The 19,484-nt window shown below is 48.7% G+C and carries 19 protein-coding genes and 1 tRNA gene; 9 read left to right on the top strand and 11 right to left on the bottom strand.

Going from position 1 to position 19,484, the window contains the following annotated elements; all coding sequences use genetic code 11:
* Positions 1-603: 603 nt before the first annotated feature.
* The 4 genes from H650_RS20070 to H650_RS20060 form a co-directional block, all read right to left on the bottom strand.
* A complete protein-coding gene (locus H650_RS20070) occupies positions 604-2,001 on the bottom strand; it encodes a glycoside hydrolase family 1 protein (protein ID WP_020456871.1) in 1,398 nt (465 codons plus the stop codon).
* Between the two features lie 28 nt (positions 2,002-2,029).
* Complete coding sequence (licT, locus tag H650_RS20065) at positions 2,030-2,860, bottom strand: BglG family transcription antiterminator LicT (RefSeq protein WP_044489803.1); 831 nt, start codon at positions 2,858-2,860, stop codon at positions 2,030-2,032.
* 368 nt (positions 2,861-3,228) lie between these two features.
* Positions 3,229-3,765, bottom strand: coding sequence for a FlhC family transcriptional regulator (locus H650_RS24900; protein ID WP_110093650.1), 537 nt, complete (start codon positions 3,763-3,765; stop codon positions 3,229-3,231).
* Positions 3,766-4,046: 281 nt separating this feature from the next.
* Positions 4,047-4,472: a GNAT family N-acetyltransferase gene (locus H650_RS20060; RefSeq protein WP_017455739.1), complete on the bottom strand. Its 426-nt coding sequence runs from the start codon at positions 4,470-4,472 to the stop codon at positions 4,047-4,049.
* A gap of 208 nt (positions 4,473-4,680) precedes the next feature.
* Between H650_RS20060 and H650_RS20055 the strand changes: the two genes are divergently transcribed.
* Entirely contained in the window at positions 4,681-5,358 is a 678-nt protein-coding gene (locus tag H650_RS20055) for a hypothetical protein (protein WP_020456869.1), read from the top strand.
* A gap of 166 nt (positions 5,359-5,524) precedes the next feature.
* Positions 5,525-6,454 carry a LysR family transcriptional regulator SrsR gene (gene srsR / locus H650_RS20050; protein ID WP_020456868.1) on the top strand — a complete coding sequence of 310 codons (930 nt, stop codon included), beginning with the start codon at positions 5,525-5,527 and terminating at the stop codon, positions 6,452-6,454.
* Here srsR and scpC read toward each other — a convergent pair.
* The 6 genes from scpC to H650_RS20020 all read right to left on the bottom strand — a co-directional run bounded on the left by scpC (position 6,425) and on the right by H650_RS20020 (position 12,602).
* Positions 6,425-7,903 (bottom strand): succinyl-CoA:acetate CoA-transferase ScpC, encoded by a 1,479-nt coding sequence (scpC, locus tag H650_RS20045; RefSeq protein WP_020456867.1) that lies wholly within the window; start codon positions 7,901-7,903, stop codon positions 6,425-6,427. The genes srsR and scpC overlap by 30 nt on opposite strands.
* Before the next feature lie 15 nt (positions 7,904-7,918).
* Positions 7,919-8,704 carry a methylmalonyl-CoA decarboxylase gene (gene scpB / locus H650_RS20040; protein WP_020456866.1) on the bottom strand — a complete coding sequence of 262 codons (786 nt, stop codon included), beginning with the start codon at positions 8,702-8,704 and terminating at the stop codon, positions 7,919-7,921.
* Between the two features lie 12 nt (positions 8,705-8,716).
* Positions 8,717-9,715: a methylmalonyl Co-A mutase-associated GTPase MeaB gene (gene meaB, locus H650_RS20035; RefSeq protein ID WP_020456865.1), complete on the bottom strand. Its 999-nt coding sequence runs from the start codon at positions 9,713-9,715 to the stop codon at positions 8,717-8,719.
* Complete coding sequence (scpA, locus tag H650_RS20030) at positions 9,708-11,852, bottom strand: methylmalonyl-CoA mutase (RefSeq protein ID WP_020456864.1); 2,145 nt, start codon at positions 11,850-11,852, stop codon at positions 9,708-9,710. Before scpA ends, meaB begins: the two co-directional genes overlap by 8 nt.
* 166 nt (positions 11,853-12,018) lie before the next feature.
* Entirely contained in the window at positions 12,019-12,222 is a 204-nt protein-coding gene (locus H650_RS20025; protein ID WP_020456863.1) for a hypothetical protein, read from the bottom strand.
* A gap of 155 nt (positions 12,223-12,377) precedes the next feature.
* On the bottom strand, positions 12,378-12,602 hold the full coding sequence (locus tag H650_RS20020) for a hypothetical protein (protein ID WP_017455732.1): 225 nt from the start codon (positions 12,600-12,602) through the stop codon (positions 12,378-12,380).
* Between the two features lie 959 nt (positions 12,603-13,561).
* Here H650_RS20020 and H650_RS20015 point away from each other — a divergent pair.
* The 4 genes from H650_RS20015 (at position 13,562) to H650_RS20000 (ending at position 16,023) form a co-directional block, all read left to right on the top strand.
* Entirely contained in the window at positions 13,562-14,029 is a 468-nt protein-coding gene (locus H650_RS20015) for an Hsp20 family protein (RefSeq protein WP_020456862.1), read from the top strand.
* 259 nt (positions 14,030-14,288) lie between these two features.
* Positions 14,289-14,459, top strand: a complete 171-nt coding sequence (locus tag H650_RS26025) for a YnfU family zinc-binding protein (protein ID WP_216848957.1) — start codon at positions 14,289-14,291, stop codon at positions 14,457-14,459.
* 508 nt (positions 14,460-14,967) lie between these two features.
* Entirely contained in the window at positions 14,968-15,294 is a 327-nt protein-coding gene (iraP, locus tag H650_RS20005; protein WP_020456860.1) for an anti-adapter protein IraP, read from the top strand.
* 498 nt (positions 15,295-15,792) lie between these two features.
* On the top strand, positions 15,793-16,023 hold the full coding sequence (locus H650_RS20000) for a hypothetical protein (RefSeq protein WP_020456859.1): 231 nt from the start codon (positions 15,793-15,795) through the stop codon (positions 16,021-16,023).
* A 456-nt stretch (positions 16,024-16,479) separates the two neighbouring features.
* On the opposite strand, the gene H650_RS19995 is transcribed toward H650_RS20000, so the two are convergent.
* Positions 16,480-16,556: transfer RNA gene (locus H650_RS19995), tRNA-Arg, on the bottom strand.
* Between the two features lie 274 nt (positions 16,557-16,830).
* Between H650_RS19995 and H650_RS25780 the strand changes: the two genes are divergently transcribed.
* The 3 genes from H650_RS25780 to fimZ all read left to right on the top strand — a co-directional run bounded on the left by H650_RS25780 (position 16,831) and on the right by fimZ (position 19,460).
* Entirely contained in the window at positions 16,831-17,478 is a 648-nt protein-coding gene (locus H650_RS25780; protein WP_189660078.1) for a hypothetical protein, read from the top strand.
* On the top strand, positions 17,438-18,223 hold the full coding sequence (fimY, locus tag H650_RS19980; RefSeq protein ID WP_238328358.1) for a fimbria biosynthesis regulator FimY: 786 nt from the start codon (positions 17,438-17,440) through the stop codon (positions 18,221-18,223). The genes H650_RS25780 and fimY overlap by 41 nt, the downstream gene beginning before the upstream one ends.
* Positions 18,224-18,827: 604 nt before the next feature.
* On the top strand, positions 18,828-19,460 hold the full coding sequence (gene fimZ / locus H650_RS19975; RefSeq protein ID WP_020456855.1) for a fimbria biosynthesis transcriptional regulator FimZ: 633 nt from the start codon (positions 18,828-18,830) through the stop codon (positions 19,458-19,460).
* The last annotated feature ends 24 nt before the right edge of the window (positions 19,461-19,484 follow it).

Raw genomic sequence — 19,484 nt, 5'->3', positions numbered from 1 at the left:
ATCCAGGTCTCGCCCAGAATTTCTCTGGTGACGTCCTTAACTAACGCCCTCTTTCTAACAAGCCGCGCAGGCAATTACCACCGCAAATAACCAATTTGTGAAAATCATCACGCAAATAGCGTTGCCATGGAATTGAGCAGGCAGGCAAATACAGCCCCCCGGTAACATTTATCACTATTATGGGCGGCCTGGCTGAACGACTCTTTTTATAATCATGCCCACAGCATGCTACATCACCTTTGGCGAAACCTGCTTTCTGTTGCCTGGCGGAGCGACGGGAAGCAGATTTTTAAGAGGGGAAAAAACAGGTCACTTACAAAAACGCGATTAAGCATGTTACTGGCGCTCTCCCCTGGTACGGCCAGCACGGGGATCTATTTCGCCCCGCAACTGACACCCGGGCAAAGCGACTTACCCGATGCCAGCGTTACCGCACCATAAACAAAAAACCAAAAACCGCTACGCCGTTCCACATCATTTAGCAGGTGCAGAATGGCGGCTTGCCGTCCCTTTTCGCCTGGCGCTGCGCGATTGTCAGCGGGACGTCATAAACGACAAATGCCGGATGGGCGTAAGCCACATCCGGCATCTCTTGCGCTCACATTACGGCGCTAAGGTTGCCCCATTACTGCTGATCACATCACGATACCAGAAGAAGCTTTTCTTGCGCCGACGCGCCAGCGTGCCATTCCCGGCATCATCGCGATCCACATAGATAAAGCCATAGCGTTTCGACATCTGCGCGGTACCGGCACTGACCAGATCAATCGGTCCCCAACTGGTATACCCCAGCAGTTCCACGCCATCTTCAATCGCCTCTCTGACCTGCACCAAATGCGCCTGCAAATACTGGATGCGGTAATCATCTTCAATTGAGCCATCCTCGGCGGGAACATCTTTCGCCCCCAGCCCGTTCTCCACAATAAACAGCGGTTTCTGGTAACGATCGTGCAGCTCATTGAGTAAAAAACGCAGCCCTTGCGGGTCTATCTGCCAGCCCCACTCGGAGCTTTCAAGGTGCGGGTTGGGGATCATGCGCATGATATTGGTGCGCGAGCTTTGATACAGCTCCGGCTGTGCGGCGGCGCAACCGCTCATGTAATAACTGAACGAGATGAAATCGACAGTCTCTTGCAGATCCAGCTCATCCTGCCCGGTGATATTGAGCGAAATGCTATTTTCGCGGAAAAAGCGGCCAATCCACGCCGGATAAGCACCACGCGCCTGAACATCGCCAAAAAACAGCCAGTCGCGATTTACGCGCTGCGATTGCAATACATCTTCCGGTTTGCAGGTGATCGGGTAACGAATGCCACCCAGCAACATGCTGCCGATTTTGGCATCCGGAATGATTTCATGGCAGGCTTTTACCGCGCGGGCGCTTGCCACCAGCTGATGATGAATGGCCTGATAAATTTCCTGCTTACTTCGCTCACCCGCAAGCCCAACGCCGGTAAACGGCGCGTGCAATGCCATGTTGATTTCGTTAAACGTCAGCCAGTATTTCACTTTATCGCGATAGCGGGTAAAGACCGTGCGCGCGTAGCGCTCGAACAAGTCAATCACCTTCCGGCTGCTCCAGCCGTCATAGTTTTTCACCAACCCGTAAGGCATTTCATAGTGTGAAAGCGTGATTAACGGCTGGATGCCATAGCGGGCCATTTCATCAAACAGTCGGTCATAAAAAGCCAGCCCCTCTTCGTTTGGCTCGCTTTCATCGCCATTCGGGTAGATGCGCGTCCAGGCAATCGAAGTGCGCAGCACGTTAAAACCCATCTCAGCAAATAACTGAATATCTTCCGGGTAGCGGTGGTAAAAATCGATGGCTACATCTTTGATACCGGTGCTGTTCGCGTCACGCTCAACGACATTGCCGTGTATTCCCTGCGGTTGCAGATCGGAAGTGGAAACGCCTTTTCCTCCCTCGTTCCACGCGCCTTCGACCTGGTTTGCGGCAACTGAACCGCCCCACAGAAAACCTTCGGGAAATCTCATTTGCATCGTTACTATCTCCTTTTTCTTGCCGCCGTTAACCACCGCTCAGCCGATTGATATGGATCGTCAGGAACATCACTTCGTCGGTGGTGAGCTGGCACTGGTAATTTTTCTCAACATAATCATTAACTTTCATCGCACAGGCATAGGCGGTCGGCATCATGCCGGTGATCCCCTGATAGATGCTGTCGTCACCGTGCGCAACGGTATTGCGGTTCAGCAAACGCAGTGCGAAAAATTTGAGGTGTGTGATAAGGCGCTGATAATTTAGCGATTCTTCGTCATAGGTCAGGTGCAGATCGTATTTCAGGATTGTCAGCACATCTTTAATGATGGTGGCACTCTGCATGGTGCTTTGCATGTCGCTGTTATTTTTAGCATTCGCCAGATGCAGGGCGATAAACCCGGCTTCATCCTCCGGCAGGCTAATGCCGAGTTTACTGTTGATAAGCTGCAGTGCCTCAAGCCCCACCGCATATTCCTGGGCATAAAAACGTTTAATGTCCCACAGTAAAAAGTTCTTAATCACCAGCCCGTTGGCTTGCCGCTGGATGGCAAAATTTAAATGATCGCTTAACGCCAGGAACAGCGTGTCCTGCACAGTGATCGCCAGCCGCTGCTGAGCCAGCGCAATGATCTGCTGCGTGACAGCCAGGTAAGGGGGAGGAATTTCCGCCAGCAGTTGCGAAAGGACGTCCGCCAGCCCTTCCGACTTTTTGACGAACTGGCTTTCAATCTGGCTGCGGTCGACCTTATCACCCGGTCTTTTGCCAAAACCAATGCCCCGCCCAATGGCTACGATCTCTTCATGCTTTGCATTCATGAGCAGGACAGCGTTGTTGCTGAGTATTTTTTCTACTTTCATTTCAGCTTTCTCACTGTTTAATCCTGATGTTTTTCCAAAAGCGTGCGCCCGGATAAAAAGCAAAAAAAAACCTGACTCCATTGCCGCCACGCAAGGCAACAATGGAATCAGGTTTCGCTCAGTTCTCTACTGATTACGTCCCGGGAACCCTTATAACGAATCAGACGAGGCGGCTCAAGCCTTCAAAACGGGAACTGTGATGATAATCATGGATGTGTGATCAGTGCCCCGATAACCGTGCAATCCCTTGCAGAGTTATACATGTATTTTTTGCGACGGGCGGAAATATTTTACCGGGAACATTGACATACAGCAGAGTAAAAGAATGTTGAATTTAAATCCTTTATCTATATAAAGGCCATCAAGAATTAATCACTAAGCTGTTGCGTTTTATTTAATAAACAAGAATTATTCCGACTCGCTAAACAGGCTTGCTTTAATAAACCGGACTCTAATTGCAAATCAGGTTCGAAACACAACTGATATATATATTTTTCCAGTAAAGAAGGCGCGGATTGCTCGCCAAAACAGCATGCAGGTTCGCACCCATCACTACAGGCCAGACACTTCTCATAAGCCTCGATTAACACCCAGCCCTGAACCAGCGTCAACACCGGAGCAGACTGTAACTCCAGCAGGCAGTCACTGACATAAAGCGAGTAGGCTTCAAGTGCTGTGCGGCTTGTCGCCTCCTTGTCACGCTTTTTTAGCAGCCGCCATATGCGGCCAAAATGACGGACGTGTATCCGGTGAGTATGATCCAAAAACCACGCTTTTGTGAAAGGAGAGCTGCTGTAAGTATGCTTATCTCCTTCATTATCAGCGAATATATTGCAGACGCCCCTGTTCGCTAAAAATAATACCAGAGACATCTTTTGCAGTTCAGAAATATAAGATTTATTCATTGCGTCACAAAAGAATATAAGAATTTACTGTAGCACCCATAATCAATAATACATTTTACATGAAACTTTGCCACAAACATTTCAATGATACTTAATAAAAATTTGTTACCCGTATCCCAAAAACAATACTTAAATAAAACGCAAACTAATGTTTTCTTAATAAATAGACCTAAAGCGGAACATACGAGCAGAGTTTGTACAAACCTGCATGAGTGTGAGGGTAATTGCACGGGCATTCAGCAAATGCCCGTGATGACGGAAAGGCGGCTCCGCTGAGCTTCTTAAAGCTGTTTGCGCAAAAAAATCCGGCTGGTTCCCTCAGGCAGGCAATCAATCCGGCCAAACTCTTGCCAACCATTTTTTTTATAAAACTCAGGGGCCTGGAAACTGATGGTGTAAAGAAAACCAGAGATACAGCCGCGCTTTCTCCCTTCCTCTTCGAACTGCCGTAGTAGTGTTTCGCCTAAACGCTGCCCACGAAGTACTGGCGGAAGATAAACCAGATCAATAAACAGCAGTCCCAGTGACGTACGACCAATCATCCCGCCAATCACTTCACCAGTATTCGCATCTTTAACCAATACGCTCAAAGGCTTACGATCGCTGATACCGGTGATCTCATCATTAAAAGCATTCAGGCCTTGTTCCACCGGAAAAAAATTTGCCGCGACAGCCTGGTCTGAAACGCTGACCACGTAATTTGCCATGATCTTCCCCACACGAAAGCACTCATAGATTCCTTGATTTGCACCAATAAAGATGAAAATTCAGTGCTAAATCCCCGCTAAAGCTTATTTAAATCAGACCGTTATCTTTATTAACCACTTTCTGCTCAAAGTCAGGCTACCGGCGTGTTCACTGAAAGAACCGCTCCGCCGGATAAAACGTTGTAAACAGAAAAAAGAAGGAAAAAAAGTGAAAATTAAAGCATTAGCGCTCAGTGCACTCTCTGTCGCCCTGCTGGCCGGATGTGCGGGAACCAGTACGCACCCGGTAAAGGCCACCAACGGTACAACGCTTGAGGTTGCCACCATTTTTAGCCCGCCTGAAATGAATAACAATCGCTACCCTGATGTAAAACTGCGTGAAGTGAGCCCTGCCCATGCTGGCGCCGGTATGGGGCTTTCGTTACTCAGCGCCGCGCTTGGCGGCGGCGCGGGCAGTGGCGATGCCTTTGATAAAAATAGCTACAAAGGCAACGCGATAGATTCTATGCCGGAACCGACATCGCGCTATTTAAGCCCAAAAGCCGAAGTGAAAATTCGCGAATGGCTCGATAAACAGGGCGGTAATTATGTCTACAAACAGCCGCTGTATATCGCAGCAGCACAGTGGTCGCTGGTCTACACAGATATGTCTGCGGGAAACAGTAATTATGATCTGGCCTACCGCGTGTTGTTCTATAAACGTGCAGAAGATGGCAATATGTTGAGCACGTTTGTAAAAGCGGAATGTGCACCAACGGCGAAAACCGCGCCGCTGGCCGACTGGCGGGCAAATAATTACCAAAAAGTGACGCAAGAAACGCAGAAAATGATGGATGCGTGTCTGCTTGAGCTGGAAAACCAGCTGCCACGACTGTTGAAGAAATAATCTGAAAAAGCCGCAAATAACTGCGGCTTTTCTTCCACTCTGTATTGATGCCTCTGGTTCGAGCCAGACAGCAGTGTTATACCATTGCTGACAGCAATAAATAGCATGCTAATGATGGCACGGATGGCCATACGCATCGGTTATTTAGTCAGAGAGGGATTTTCAGATGAGCAACTCTATTTTTATTTCCAAAAGAATGCGCAATTTCATTTTACTGGCGCAGACGAAAAGCATCGCCAGAGCGGCAGAAAAAATACACATGACTGCGTCGCCGTTTGGCAAAAGTATTGTCTTGCTGGAAGAACAGATTGGTTATCCGCTCTTTACCCGCAAAGATAACAGTATACGTTTGAATAAAGCCGGGCAGGAACTTTATCAGAAACTGTTCCCGGTTTATGAGCGCTTATCGGCAATTGAAAATGAACTTCACTCTTCCGCCCTGCGCTCGCACAAAATCGTTATTGGCGTCGACAATACCTATCCCACCATCATTTTCGATCAACTGTTAAGCCTGGGCGATAAATATGACAATATCAGCACCCAGGCCATCGAATTCAGTGACAACGGCGTGATTGACGACCTGCTTGGCCACCAGCTTGATTTTATTATTTCTCCCCAGCAGGTTTCCCCGCGTGTTCTGGGGCTGGAGAACCTCACGGCTACCGAGTTACCTCCGCTGCGTCTGGGTTTTTTAGTTTCCCGCCGCTACGAGCAAAAACAGCCGCAGGAGTTGCTGCGAGAACTCCCGTGGTTGCAGATGCGTTTTCAGAACCGCGCGAATTTTGAAGCCATGCTCGATTCTCACATGCGCCCTTGTGGGATCCACCCAACCGTTATCTACCGGGCCTACAGTTTTATGGCGAAAATCAGCGCGGTGGAACGCGGGCAGTTTCTTACCGTGATCCCCTATTTCGCCTGGCATCTGGTTAACCCCACTACACTGCGATATTTCGATGCGCCAAACGGACCGATGTATATGCAGGAATATCTCTATTCACTGAAAAACCATCGTCATACCGCCGAAGTCTGTCAGTGTATTAATGACGATCGCGACGATTCGTCCGGTTTAGCCGAGCATCGATCCTGTGTTCAGTAAATTCGTGTGCAATTCGAATACGCGGCTAAGATCGTGATGAAGATGCCCGCCGGGAGCCGTTTCCAGGTAATGATGAAGGTAATCCCGATAGAGTGGGTGTGCGCAGTTATCAATAATGGTGCGGGCACGCTCAATTGGCGACAACCCGCGCAGATCGGCGAAACCCTGCTCCGTAATGATCACTTTGACGCTATGCTCGCTGTGATCAACATGGCTGCACATCGGCACAATGGAAGAAATTTTTCCCTCTTTAGCAATCGAGGGAGCCATAAATACCGACAAATAGGCATTACGCTCGAAGTCTCCACTGCCACCAATACCATTCATCAGGTTAGCGCCCGCGACATGCGTTGAATTGGCGTGTCCGTAAATATCAAATTCCAGCCCGACATTCAGCGCTATTACTCCAAGACGGCGGATGATTTCCGGGTTATTGGAAATCTCCTGTGGTCGCAAAACGATACGCCCGGCGAAAAAATCCATATTGTCGTAAATGTTGCGCAGCGTATTGTCGGAAACGGTCAGGCTGGATGCGCTAACACCGAGGATTTTTCCTGCGGCAAGTAAATGCGCTACCGACTCCTGCAACACTTCGGAATACATCATAAACGCAGGGATGTCCGGGCTTTTACCGAGACGCGCCATCACGGCATTATTGATATTGCCTACACCGCTTTGTAACGGCAGAAATTCGCGCGGAATACGCCCCTGTGCCATTTCATGGAGCAGGAACGTCACAACATTGTCGGCAATTTGCTGGCAGACAGGTTTCGCGCCATCCAGCACGTTACCGGCATCCGGTAATTCGGTGTCCACCACCGCCACAATCTTTTGAGGTTCCACCTGCACATAGTGCAAGCCAATCCTGTCCAATGCGCTAAAAATAGCGACACTGTGGCGATACGGCGGTGCGCCGGGCGTAGCGATATCGGCAAATTCAGCCACCCGCGGGCTGTGGTAGTGATTAAGCTCAATGATGATTTTTTTTGCTTTGCACAACCAGGTCGGCGCGTTGCCAATCCCACTGGAAAGCCAGATTTTGCCATCAGATGTCAACGCCGAGGCTTCGATCACGGCGATATCAATCTCGCCAAAGAAGCCGTAGTTCACCATCTGCGCAACTTCACTCAAATGCAGATCAACAAACTTAACCTGCCCCTGGTTAATTTTTTGCCGCATTCCCGCCGCAGATTGATATGGCGCGCGCCAGCTAACCGCTTCCGCCTCCGATAAGGCATTATCAGCCGCCGCGCTAATAGACGCGCCAGTGAGCAAACGGATTTGAAACGGTTGCTGCATTTGATGCAGCTCCCGTGCTCGCCGAGCGATGGAGGCGGGAAGCGCTTTGGGCGAACCTGCGGCAGTAAAACCACTGAAAGCAACCATGTCATCGTGGTGGATGAGTTCTGCCGCTTCGTCGGCGCTCAGCCGGGGCCATGATTGTTTCATTATCGTCTCCGTTAATTAGCGTCCAAGGAAGTTCGGTTTGCGTTTTTCCATAAACGCGCTCATTCCTTCCTGATAATCCCGGCTGTCATAAACTGCGCGACGCATCCCCTGAATACGCTCAAACTCATCCGAATTCATGGTGTGTGCTTCACCAAGCACGCGTAGCTCTTCTTTAATTACCGCAATAGCAAGCGGTGCTTTTTCCGAGATCTGGTGCGCCATCTGCAAGGTGAAATCTTCCAGATCGCTGGCGTCAACAACATGATTCAGAATGCCAACTTCCCGCGCCCGCTGCGCCGTGATGGGGGCCGCAGTGAAAATCAGCTCTTTAACGATATGGAACCCGGCGTCTCGCGTCAGGTTATGAATGCCGACCAGGTTATAAGGAACGCCGAGATTAACGGGCGTCATAGAGAAAGTTGAAGAGCTGGCGGCAATGATCAAATCGGAACTCATGATCATTTCAAACGCCCCTCCCCAGACACTTCCTTCCACCATGGAGATCACGGGCTTCGGATATTTTTGGATCATACGGGTGATCTGGCGCAGCGGGTCGTCATAAGAGAGAGGATCGCGCCGCCCCGAAGGCAATTCGTGGATATCATGCCCGGCGGAGAAGACTTTCGCACCGTGCGGCGCACGCAGGATCACGCAACGGATCTCCGGCTTGTTAAGGTCCTCCAGCGCCCGCATCAAATCATCGATAAATACTTTACTGAGCGCGTTAAGCTTGCGTGCGTAATTAAATTCAATGACAGCCACTTTTTGAATAATGTTTACAACCACATACTCATACGACATATCAATTCCTTTTTACCGTGCAAAATAGTGATGCTGAAGGTATTCACGGATGTGCTGTAAACCTGTACGCGGTGCTTGCTGATGATTTTTCACCTCATCTAGCGTTTGGTTGAAATCTTCACAGAAAGCGCGGTGGGCATAAAGCTGACGCACCGCCTCTTCTTCAACCTGTTTTCGTAGCCACGTCACGGTCTGCTGCTGGCGCAATAACTTGAGATAACCACTTTTTGTCATCACGTCGTAGAAATGAACAATTGCCTGCCACACATCCTCTATACCGCGCTTTTCCAGTGCGCTACAGCTCAACACCGCTGGTCGCCACGGCGGATATTTGTGGCGAACGATAGCAAGCGCGCTGTCGTAAATTTGCCGGGCGATGGCAACTGCCGCGCGGTTGTCGCCATCATCTTTGTTGATAACAATGATATCGGCCATTTCCATGATGCCTTTTTTGATGCCTTGCAACTCATCTCCACCACCAGCGATTTGCAGCGAAACGAAGCAATCGACTATGCCTGCGACCTCCGTTTCAGACTGGCCAACCCCGACCGTTTCCACTATCACCACATCGTAATTGGCGGCTTCGCACAGCAGTATCAATTCGCCAGCGTGCGGGCTGATCCCACCCGTAGCGCCGCCGGAAGGCACCGGCCGAATAAACGCCGCATCGGCTCTGGCCAGTTCCGTCATACGGGTTTTATCACCCAGCAAACTGCCGCCGCTGAGTGGACTGCTGGGATCGACCGCAATGACCGCCACCCGCTTTCCCAGGCCAACGAGCATCATGCCAAAGGTATTAAGAAAGGTACTTTTCCCGGCTCCGGGTGTCCCAGTGATACCAATGCGTATTGCCCTACCTGTCGCCGGCATAATAGTGTCCAGCAATTGCTGGCTCAGCCTCTGATGCCGTGAAAGTTGACTTTCCACCAGCGTCATAGCCTGTGCAAGCGCTACGCGATCACTCGCGCGTAACCGGCGAACAAATTCATCAAGGGTTTGTTCATTAATCATGGCGCTGACTAATCCGCTTCAATACATCGCGTACGCTTTCCAGCATCGGCGTACCTGGGCCATAAATCGCTGCCACGCCACGTTCACGCAGGAAGTCATAATCCTGTGGAGGGATCACGCCGCCCGCAATCACGCAAATATCCTCACGACCATATTTTCTTAGCTCGTTAATTAATTCAGGAATAAGCGTCTTATGACCTGCCGCCAGCGACGATGCACCAACCACGTGCACATCATTTTCCACGGCCAGCCGGGCAATCTCTTGCGGTGTAGAAAACATAGGGCTGAGATCGACATCAAAACCCACATCGGAATATGCGCTGGCAATGACTTTTGCCCCCCGATCGTGCCCATCCTGCCCCATTTTCGCAATCAAGATGCGCGGACGACGACCATGCTCAGCAAGAAAGTGTTGTGTTTGCGTAATGATGGCGTCGAATTCCGCCGCCGTTTCGCTGTCCTGCTGATAGCTTTGCGTGATCACCCCCGTAACGCATTGGCTGGGAACAAGGTAGCGGTCAAACGCCGCTTCCAGCGCACTGGAAATCTCACCAAGCGTCGCACGCAATCGTGCGGCATGAATCGCCGCAGCGAGCAGATTTTCGTTGTGTTGGGCGGCATGGGTCAGCGCTACCAGCGCATCGTGAACGGCAGCGGAATCACGTGTGGCGCGGATCTGTTCAAGTGCGGCGATTTGCTCGTTACGCACCTTCACATTGTCGATTTCCAGTACCGGCGTAACGGCTTCTTTATCAAGCTTGTATTTATTAACACCGACAATGGTACGTTTACCCTGGTCGATAAGAGATTGCTCGCGTGCGGAAGCCTCCTCGATCATGCGTTTTGGCAAGCCCGATTCGATAGCCTTTGCCATCCCTCCGGCATCATCAATCCGACGGATGATTGCCCGCGCCTCTTTTATGATTTGATCGGTCAGAGATTCGACATAATAGGAACCGCCGAGCGGATCGACGGTGCGGCAAATTTCCGCCTCTTCCTGCAGGATAATTTGCGTGTTACGCGCAATACGCGCCGAAAAATCTGTCGGTAGCCCCAGGGCTTCATCAAACGCATTGGTGTGCAGAGACTGAGTGCCGCCGAGCGTCGCTGCCAGCGCTTCAATGGTGGTGCGAACAATGTTGTTATAGGGATCCTGTTCTGTCAGGCTCCAGCCGGATGTCTGGCAATGGGTGCGCAGCGCCAGCGATTTCGGATTGGTCGCGCCAAACCCGCTAACGGCTTCGCTCCAAAGATAGCGGGCTGCGCGCAGCATGGCGACATTCATAAACAGATCCATGCCGATACCGAAAAAGAAAGAGAGGCGCGGCGCGAAGTCATCAATTTTCAAGCCTGCGGAGAGCGCGGCTTTTATATATTCAATGCCGTCCGCGAGGGTAAACGCCACTTGTTGAATACAGTTAGCTCCCGCTTCTCCCATATGGTAACCGCTGATGCTAATCGTATTAAATTGCGGCATATTGGCAGAGCACCAGGCAATAATATCGGCAATAATCCGCATCGATGGCTTAGGCGGGTAAATATAGGTATTGCGGCAGAGATACTCTTTTAAAATATCATTCTGAATAGTACCGGTTAATTTTTCAGGAGGAACGCCCTGCTCTTCCGCTGCAACAATATAAAACGCCATGATAGGTAAAACCGCACCATTCATCGTCATCGATACCGACATTTTATCCAGCGGAATATTGTCAAAGAGTATTTTCATATCTTCCACAGTATCGATAGCGACACCCGCTTTTCCTACGTCGCCCGCTACGCGCGGGTTATCCGAGTCATATCCCCGATGAGTTGGCAGATCAAACGCAACGGAAAGCCCTTTCTGCCCGGCGGCAAGATTACGCCGGTAAAACGCGTTCGACTCCCTGGCCGTTGAAAACCCGGCGTACTGGCGTATCGTCCACGGTTGGGCGGTATACATTGTGGCGCGCGGCCCGCGAGTATAAGGAGGAAGACCCGGTAGCGTGCCGGTGATTTCCAGCGCGTTCAGATCGTCAGGAGTATATAAAGGCTTAATCGCAATGCCCTCTGGCGTCAGTTTGACCAGCGATTCAACGCGTTTTCCCTTGCGACTGAGCTCTTTATTCGCGACATTTTGCCAGTCAGACATGGTAGCCATAAATATCTCCGTTATTCCAAATCAATAACTCACTGGGAAGAAATAGTAATTTCCACTATCAACATTGTCGCCAGCAAAAAAAGACCTGCGGCGATTCATTTTTTGCCGCAGGTTATATTCTGATTTTCTATCACGCACCAATTAATAGCGTGGGCACGTCGCTTATTTAATATTTATGGGAAAAGAATCGCTCAATCGTTTCCTGTACATGCTCATCAGGATTTTCTGCAATATCCCCTTCTCCAGCGCCATGACGTATATAGTGATTTTGCCCGTGAATCTGCGGGAAAGCGGGTGCCGCCGAACTGGCAGTCGAGGCGAACGTCAAAAGAAGAAAAAACCAGGCTACGCTTAACTTTTTTCCCATCATGCCTATACCTTTCAAGAGAGAGTTAACAGGCAACATACTGAAAGAGAAAGCGTCAGAAAGTGTCAGGGATGTTCAAACCTGTTCCGGCAGTTGTAATTAGCCGTGGGAAATGAAAGAGAGAGGAAACAATAAAAAACCGCCCTCAGGCGGTATGTTTACAGGTCAGACTCTAACGCATCCTGAATCGCATCGGCGAGAGTGGCGACTTCTTGCGAGACGTTACGTAAATCCATCTGGCTACGAATGCCCGCGTTGGCCGTGGTTGCCGAAACCGCCGCTTTTGAAATTTCCAGCGCTGCCTGTACAGCTAATAAGCGCTTTCTGTTTTCTACCGCCTCATCCCCTGTCGCGCCATCAAGATCAAAATATCCTTCTAACATTACTTTCTCCTTCGGGTTTACCAGCAAAGGCCAAGCATACACAGTTGAGCGAGAGGATGAAAACGTAAACGCGTTGCGAGCAGCTTCGTATAACGACGTTATGGCGAATGTTTGAAATAGACAACATGGCGCAAAGCATAACGATAAGAAGGGTTATCGGACGAGGGATCGGGTTTTGTGAGCGTCGTAAAGAAGATACCTGCCGAGTAGCGGCACTGAAAATACGAAAACGTGAAGGCAAAGAGTGCGATTACAGCGCCGGTATTGTTGCCCGGTTGTTCACCCGCTTATGATGTCGTTTGTGAAAAAGCGTTTATCGCGCTGCGCGTTAGCTAAAATCCGGGCAAAAAAAACCGCTCGGACAGAGCGGTAGAAGAACATCACCAGGGAAAATAGGGTTAACGATGATAGCGCGTTAACTATAGTTACTTTCTGTCGCTCTGCCAGTTCAAAAAGCATTAATTAAACCAATTACATAGAGAGCCAATATCTATCAGAAATCGATTACAAATGAGAACAATCTCATTGCCGTCAGGTTAATAATTAGCAAACTAATAAACGTAACGAATATGCATTTGCATCCCTCAGGAGCAGCCCGGATTTCCTATTCCTGAGGGTCTTTTCTTATCAAGATAATTCCCCTTTTCGCTGAAATGAAATAGCGTACAGAAAAGTTATACCCTCCCGAACGGCTCCCTCTACGGCTCACGTAAAAACCCAGCGGCAGGAGCAAGTTTGTATTAACGGCTTCTTTTCCCTCCTATTACAGGCCCGTTATTTTCTACACGCCAACGGCCATTTCAGGGGTACTCAACCATGCAATTCGTCGGTTCGATACAGGCAAAAAAATTTTTATTTGTGGCCTTGAAAAAACCGTTGCAGGAATTATTTATATAAGCGGACAAGCAAAGCTTGCCTTTAAGTTGAACTTTTGAATGGATTATTCAGGAGGTTAAGTTATGGCACTCAAAACCTTGTCAGCACTCCCCGGTTTCACTGACTCTGTTTTTGCTGACCGCTTCAATCGTATCGACCGGCTTTTCAGCCAGTTAACCGGCGACTCGCCGGTGGCATCATTACCTGCTTATGACCTGAAAAAAGTCGATGCAAGCAATTATCAGTTACACGTAAGCGTCCCTGGCTGGAAAGAAGACGAACTCGAAATCGAGACCGTCGGCGGGGTATTAAATGTATCAGGTAAACGCGCGGAAAATGAATCTCATGATGAGCAGGGCTGGATATACAAAGGTATTCGCCGCGCGGATTTCCGTCTGAGCTTTTCGCTTCCGGAACATACTAAAGTGAGCAACGCAAAACTTGAAAATGGCATATTGCAGGTGTCCATTTATCAGGAAATTCCCGAGAGCGAAAAACCACGCAAAATTGCCATTGAAAATACACAAAAAGCCATTGAACATCAGGCTTGATAGCTTTCCTTTTTTCTTTACGGCCCGCGCATGCGGGCCTTTTTCTTACCCTGGCTCTGATACGCTGTTTTGCCGACACGTATAAACTTTTCGCAGAACGTATAACCAGCAGGACGTCGTTGCAATTCATTCCTGCGGCGATTCCACCATCGAGCGACAGCATAAACAAGCCACACGATTCTGGCTCTGCGGAAAAGGAGTACGGGCAATATGTTCAGGGATAGTGTATGGTTGCAGGCCATTTATCAGGAAATACTCTATGCCACAACGCAAAGACTCAAAAAACAATCGCAACTTCCTCACCAAATGCACCTGCCCGCATTGTTCACAACAGTCAGAACACAGCTTCTCCCGAGTTCAGAAAGGCGCAGCGTTAATGTGCCCGCACTGCAGTAAGATCTTCCATCAGGACAAGGCCGCTTTCGCTTAAAACCGAGCTACGTTGAGAAACCGGTCGAAATATCAGGGCCGGTTATCAACCTGGGCGGTCCTGACAAGCAAAAGTCACGGCAATCATTTCGGCCTGAATCACGCCAGCATAATTGTGCAGCAGTAACCGCAGGCCGGCATGCAAAGAGCGTTGGTATGGGTAAATCCGCAGAACTGTCCAGACACTTCATCAGCCGCGTGGTTGTTACCCTCATTAACCGTGTTGCCCACACCACAAAGCGTATCAGCCGTCACCGTGCAAGCATCGCACACCCTTTAAGCCGCGTAGAATGTGCTCTCAATGTTGCCGCCCCAGTCGTGATTACCGCATCAGTTGGTGCCGTTGGTGCCTTATTAATAACGTTTTGAGTATCAATGAATTCAGCCAGACACCTGGCCAGCCTGATGCCGGAAGGATGTATAACCACGACAAAACTATTTCATCCTTCATTATAGAAATCTCGACCATAATATATTCAGGGGTGATGCGGCTAATAACAGGGGCACTTATGAAAAACTTAATACTCAGTGTGATTGCAAAAATCTCGAAAATGGATGCGGAAGCCAAGCTACTCGCAGCTAAAGTGGAAGCTCAGTCTTTACTTATCGGGGCATTACTGCTGACACTTGGCAAAAACGGTGGCATGAATGAAATGCTTGATAATGTAAAAAAAGCAATTAATGCAGCGCTTGATGCGGCTGATATTCCACTGAAATCAGACGCAGAATTACTGATGAATGAATTTAACAATCTTATTCAGTTAACTCAGTTGCTTGAAACAAACGACGCGGAAATTGATATAGAAGCGTTAAAGGGCGCGTCCGATAAAATTTAACACAATTCGCTTATTAATCATAAGGCTGGAAAAATAAACCTCCGGCCTTTTATTTGCGCTGCCACCGGGCCATCTCTTTCCCTGGACCCGGTTGTTGTAAACGCACATGCCCGACAGAGCCAGCCGCAAGGCGTAAAGCCTGCCGATGACCAGCGTTTTCTTTCCCCCCCAACTCAAGTAGCTATTAGCGCAGCTCCCCTTGCAGCCCGGTTAATGGATGGGTGATGTTTCGATTCGCTTGCTAAGGGTGAAATCATCCCGCAGATCTGGTCCATCAGCCGTGACCGGGAGAACCTGACATGTCGACAGTGATGCAATCTTCTGACGCTACTCCGACCTGATACGCCGTACTGATGTTATCCCGATCCGGTTTGGCCGTGGCTCCACTGGTTTTATTTGCCTAACTGAACGATATTAAATATTCACATCACACCGATATTCGCGACAGAACATTCCTTGTTTGTCGGTGAGCGCCACAGTATTTCTTAAGGAGAGGTTATGAAGCCAGTAGAAGACGCGATTAATGACCTGCAGTGTCGTGCTTTAGCGTATGAAATCATTTTTCAGTCCATTTGCTCAGAGTTGCCGCAAGTGTTCATCGAAAAAGCCGCAGAGAACATTCAGCTTAACTTCAAAGCATTTGAATCTGGCACGCATTCTGAAGCAGGGAAAGCAAAGCTTGAAGCAGCGAAAGCGATTGCCTCGAGAATTATAGGAGCAAAGATTTAACCTCTCTCCCAGACTGGATCCTAAGGTGGAGGGGAAGTCACCATCCTTTCTTCTCCGCTTTTTCTCTTGCTGTGTTGTCATGGTTGTTATGGTCAGAAATGGGGTTCGCGCACTCAAAGGCAGGAAACAGGCCTGCTGCTTCACTGACCCGATAGCCTGAAATAAGCGTCCATGATAGCCACGCATGCAAGTCTGAACGCCATCAAGGATTTTCAGTTCGCTACCTTAGACGCATAGACTAACGGGTTAATACGGCCCGGAGTGCCGTTATCTGTTCTTCGATAAATAGAGGGATGGGAAAGCATAGAAGCAGTACGTTGATATGCTCACCTGACACCTGACCATTCAACGGAGCACGCGAAGCAGATTGATTTGATTTTCGGGCCTGATGATCCAAATATGTCCCACAACGGAAATGAGGAGAAAGTGAAGGAAACGTAATGCGTTGATTCTGAATGGTACGCCCTACAGGGTTCGAACCTGTGACCTACGGCTTAGAAGGCCGTTGCTCTATCCAGCTGAGCTAAGGGCGCATTATGTGGATGCTCACCGTTGAGGTGGAAACGCCTGGAATTATACGGTCAGCGCCTGGTGAGTCAATGTATTTTCCGCTGGTTGCTTGCTTAGTGAACGACGCTGCGCATTTTCGCAACACCTGTCCCATTTATGCCCGAAAAGACCTGGTCTTTCTACTTATCCTGATCGCTTCCTGGGAAAAGTCCCATGTCTCTTTAAGTATTCGCGCCTATATCCCCCGCTTTGTGAAGGACAAAATGTTTCCATTAACTAATGTAATGGAGCCTATACGTGACAAATAGAGCAAAACACAAACAAGGCCGGGGTTACCAATGTAAATCAAAACCGATTATACAGCGCGATAATAGTGATGGGATGCTTAACCGTCAGCCAGCTATTCCCGCGACCGGAAACAGGGTTGAACGCGATTACAGTTCGTTTGCGCTGCGGTTATTACACGACCAGACGCGAAACTTAACATTGCCGGGATCAACACGCCAATCCTTGCCTAACCTGCCACTTCACTCTCAGTCTTACACCATTTCTTTTATGGACATCCCGATAATATATCGCCCTGATTTAGCGGTTGAATCATTGAACTTACAGGCTCTTGTGGTGCATGGTGGCGCGCAACATATCCGTTGCCACCACACCGTCACACAACTTCACTCTTCTGGTGTCGCGTTTTTTCTGGACAATCGCACCCGGGAAGCGCCAGAGGCTTTTGCTGATACAGGCTTGCATATTTCCAGCTTACTGGTTGATAAAACGGCAACCTGGCAGCGCCTTTATACGCCCGATATTCTCAAACCGGGCATAAACCAGCCCAGTCATTTTGCTCATATGGCATCCATTACATGGCGCGAAACAGCACAACAGCCGGATGCGCAGTTTGCGCATGGCTTTTTTTGGCCAACACTTTTCGGTCACGAAAAGTGAAATACGTTTGCGAGGGAAAATGCGAACTTTCATCCGTCGGGAAAAAAATCGCCTCCACAGGCCCGATTACCGGGTTTTACCCTATCGGGAATATCCGCCGCCGGTGTTTGACAGGCTGGAACACCTTACTCAGCAGCTTAGTTTCGCCCTGCCTGAATGCATCATCAGCCAGATATTAATTTCAACCGATAGTTTTCTCAGCTATGCCTGGAACAGGGGGCTCTTCTCCGGTAAACGCAACGCCGTGTTTTCATCGCTTGATTCAGCACATCATCGGTTCGCGGAGCCGCATCTCTCGCACCTGATCGTGGATATGGAGAGCCTGCTCACATCGCGTTTTAGCGCCCTGGAAACCCTGCGGCAGCTCGCTTCGCACAATCGCAAACTTCATATCTATCTGTTAGCGACAAAAAGCGACGCGCCACTGTTCAATTTCCTGCGCGCGGCTGGTCCCTTTCGCGTAATAAAACGGGATCTCCCCGTCAAGCCATTCAGGCAGGCGCTGTTGGCTCCTGCCTCACCTGTTGATGTTTCGCGCAAATTTCCGCCGGTAGAGTGGCAGATGTTCACCGCGCTGGCGCAAGGAAAAACGCTGAAACATGTCGCTCAGCTACTCAATCTGCCTTACCATCGCATGGTTTATCGTCTCAACCTACAACTGAGGCAACTTGGGTTGCCCGATCGTCAAAGTTTGCTTCATTTACTGCACCGCTTAACGATAGATGCTAATCACTATTGGGGATAACAGGCGTTGCCATCCTCCTTACCTAAGAAATTACTTAGTCAATTTTTCTTGCCGGGTATGTTTTTTTACATAAAACCAACAATTACAACTATTCCTGGTACTGTCTTTTTTTAAAATCCACTCAGATTCCACCCAAGACGCACGTTGTTATCCAGCGTTGTAGCAATGAAATTGCGATAACAGCGATTAACAATAAGAAAACAATCAAATAATTAAATTGTTTTAACCATTAAAAAGAGCGTAAAAAACCATGCTTATCAAAATCAGCATGCTATCATGCCAAATATTCAATCACCTATTATTGCTCTCAGAACTTCATATTTAGAAATAGCCTTCATGAACTCTTAACGCTTTTCTGCCAGAACTTCCCAGGTATAATTACAGTAACTTATTAATAATTACGATATCTCTCTGTATTAGCACGCAATTGATATTCCCCGCATTCGTAAATCACGAATGAAAATAACTTGGCGAGTAAGGATGCCATCGGTTTTTCAAGGGAATTATTTTTCCTCATAGAATACTTGAAGTTACATTTACCTTTTCGACGTCTATCGCATTTACGCAAAGGCGTAGCGTTAAAAAAACAATCTGAGGCAAAAAGATGAAACCGGCTTCCGTTATCATTATGGACGAATATCCTATTGTCAGGATGTCGATAGAAGTGCTTTTAGAGAAAAACCAGAATGTTAAAGTGGTACTAAAAACGGATGATAGCCGTGCGGCACTTGATTATATCCGTACGCTTCCCGTTGATCTGGTTATTCTGGATATTGAACTCCCTAAAACAGATGGCTTTACTTTATTGAGAAGAATCAAGGCGATACGAGAAGATGTCAATGTGCTTTTTTTATCATCAAAATCTGAATCGTTCTATGCTGCAAGAGCTATTCGCGCTGGCGCTAATGGTTTTGTCAGTAAGCGGAAAGAGCTTAACGATATTTATAACGCCGTAAAGATGATTCTTGCCGGGTACTCTTTCTTCCCATCTGAGACGCTGAGTTATATAAACCAACCGGGCAAAAAGAAAGGAGAACAGCGGGACATGCCGCTTTCTAATAGAGAAGTAACGGTATTACGCTACCTCGCCAACGGATTATCGAACAAAGAAATTGCGGAACAGCTTTTATTAAGCAACAAGACGATCAGCGCCCATAAATCGAATATTTTTTCGAAACTCGGTGTGCATACCATCGTCGAGTTGATTGATTACGCCAAATCACACGAACTGCTATAGCACTATACGCCCGGAAAAAGATTA

The sequence above is a fragment of the Enterobacter sp. R4-368 genome, assembly GCF_000410515.1.
Taxonomy (GTDB): domain Bacteria; phylum Pseudomonadota; class Gammaproteobacteria; order Enterobacterales; family Enterobacteriaceae; genus Kosakonia.
The sequence above is the reverse complement of the archived record's forward strand: the minus strand, read 5'-3'. Positions and strand labels throughout refer to the sequence as shown.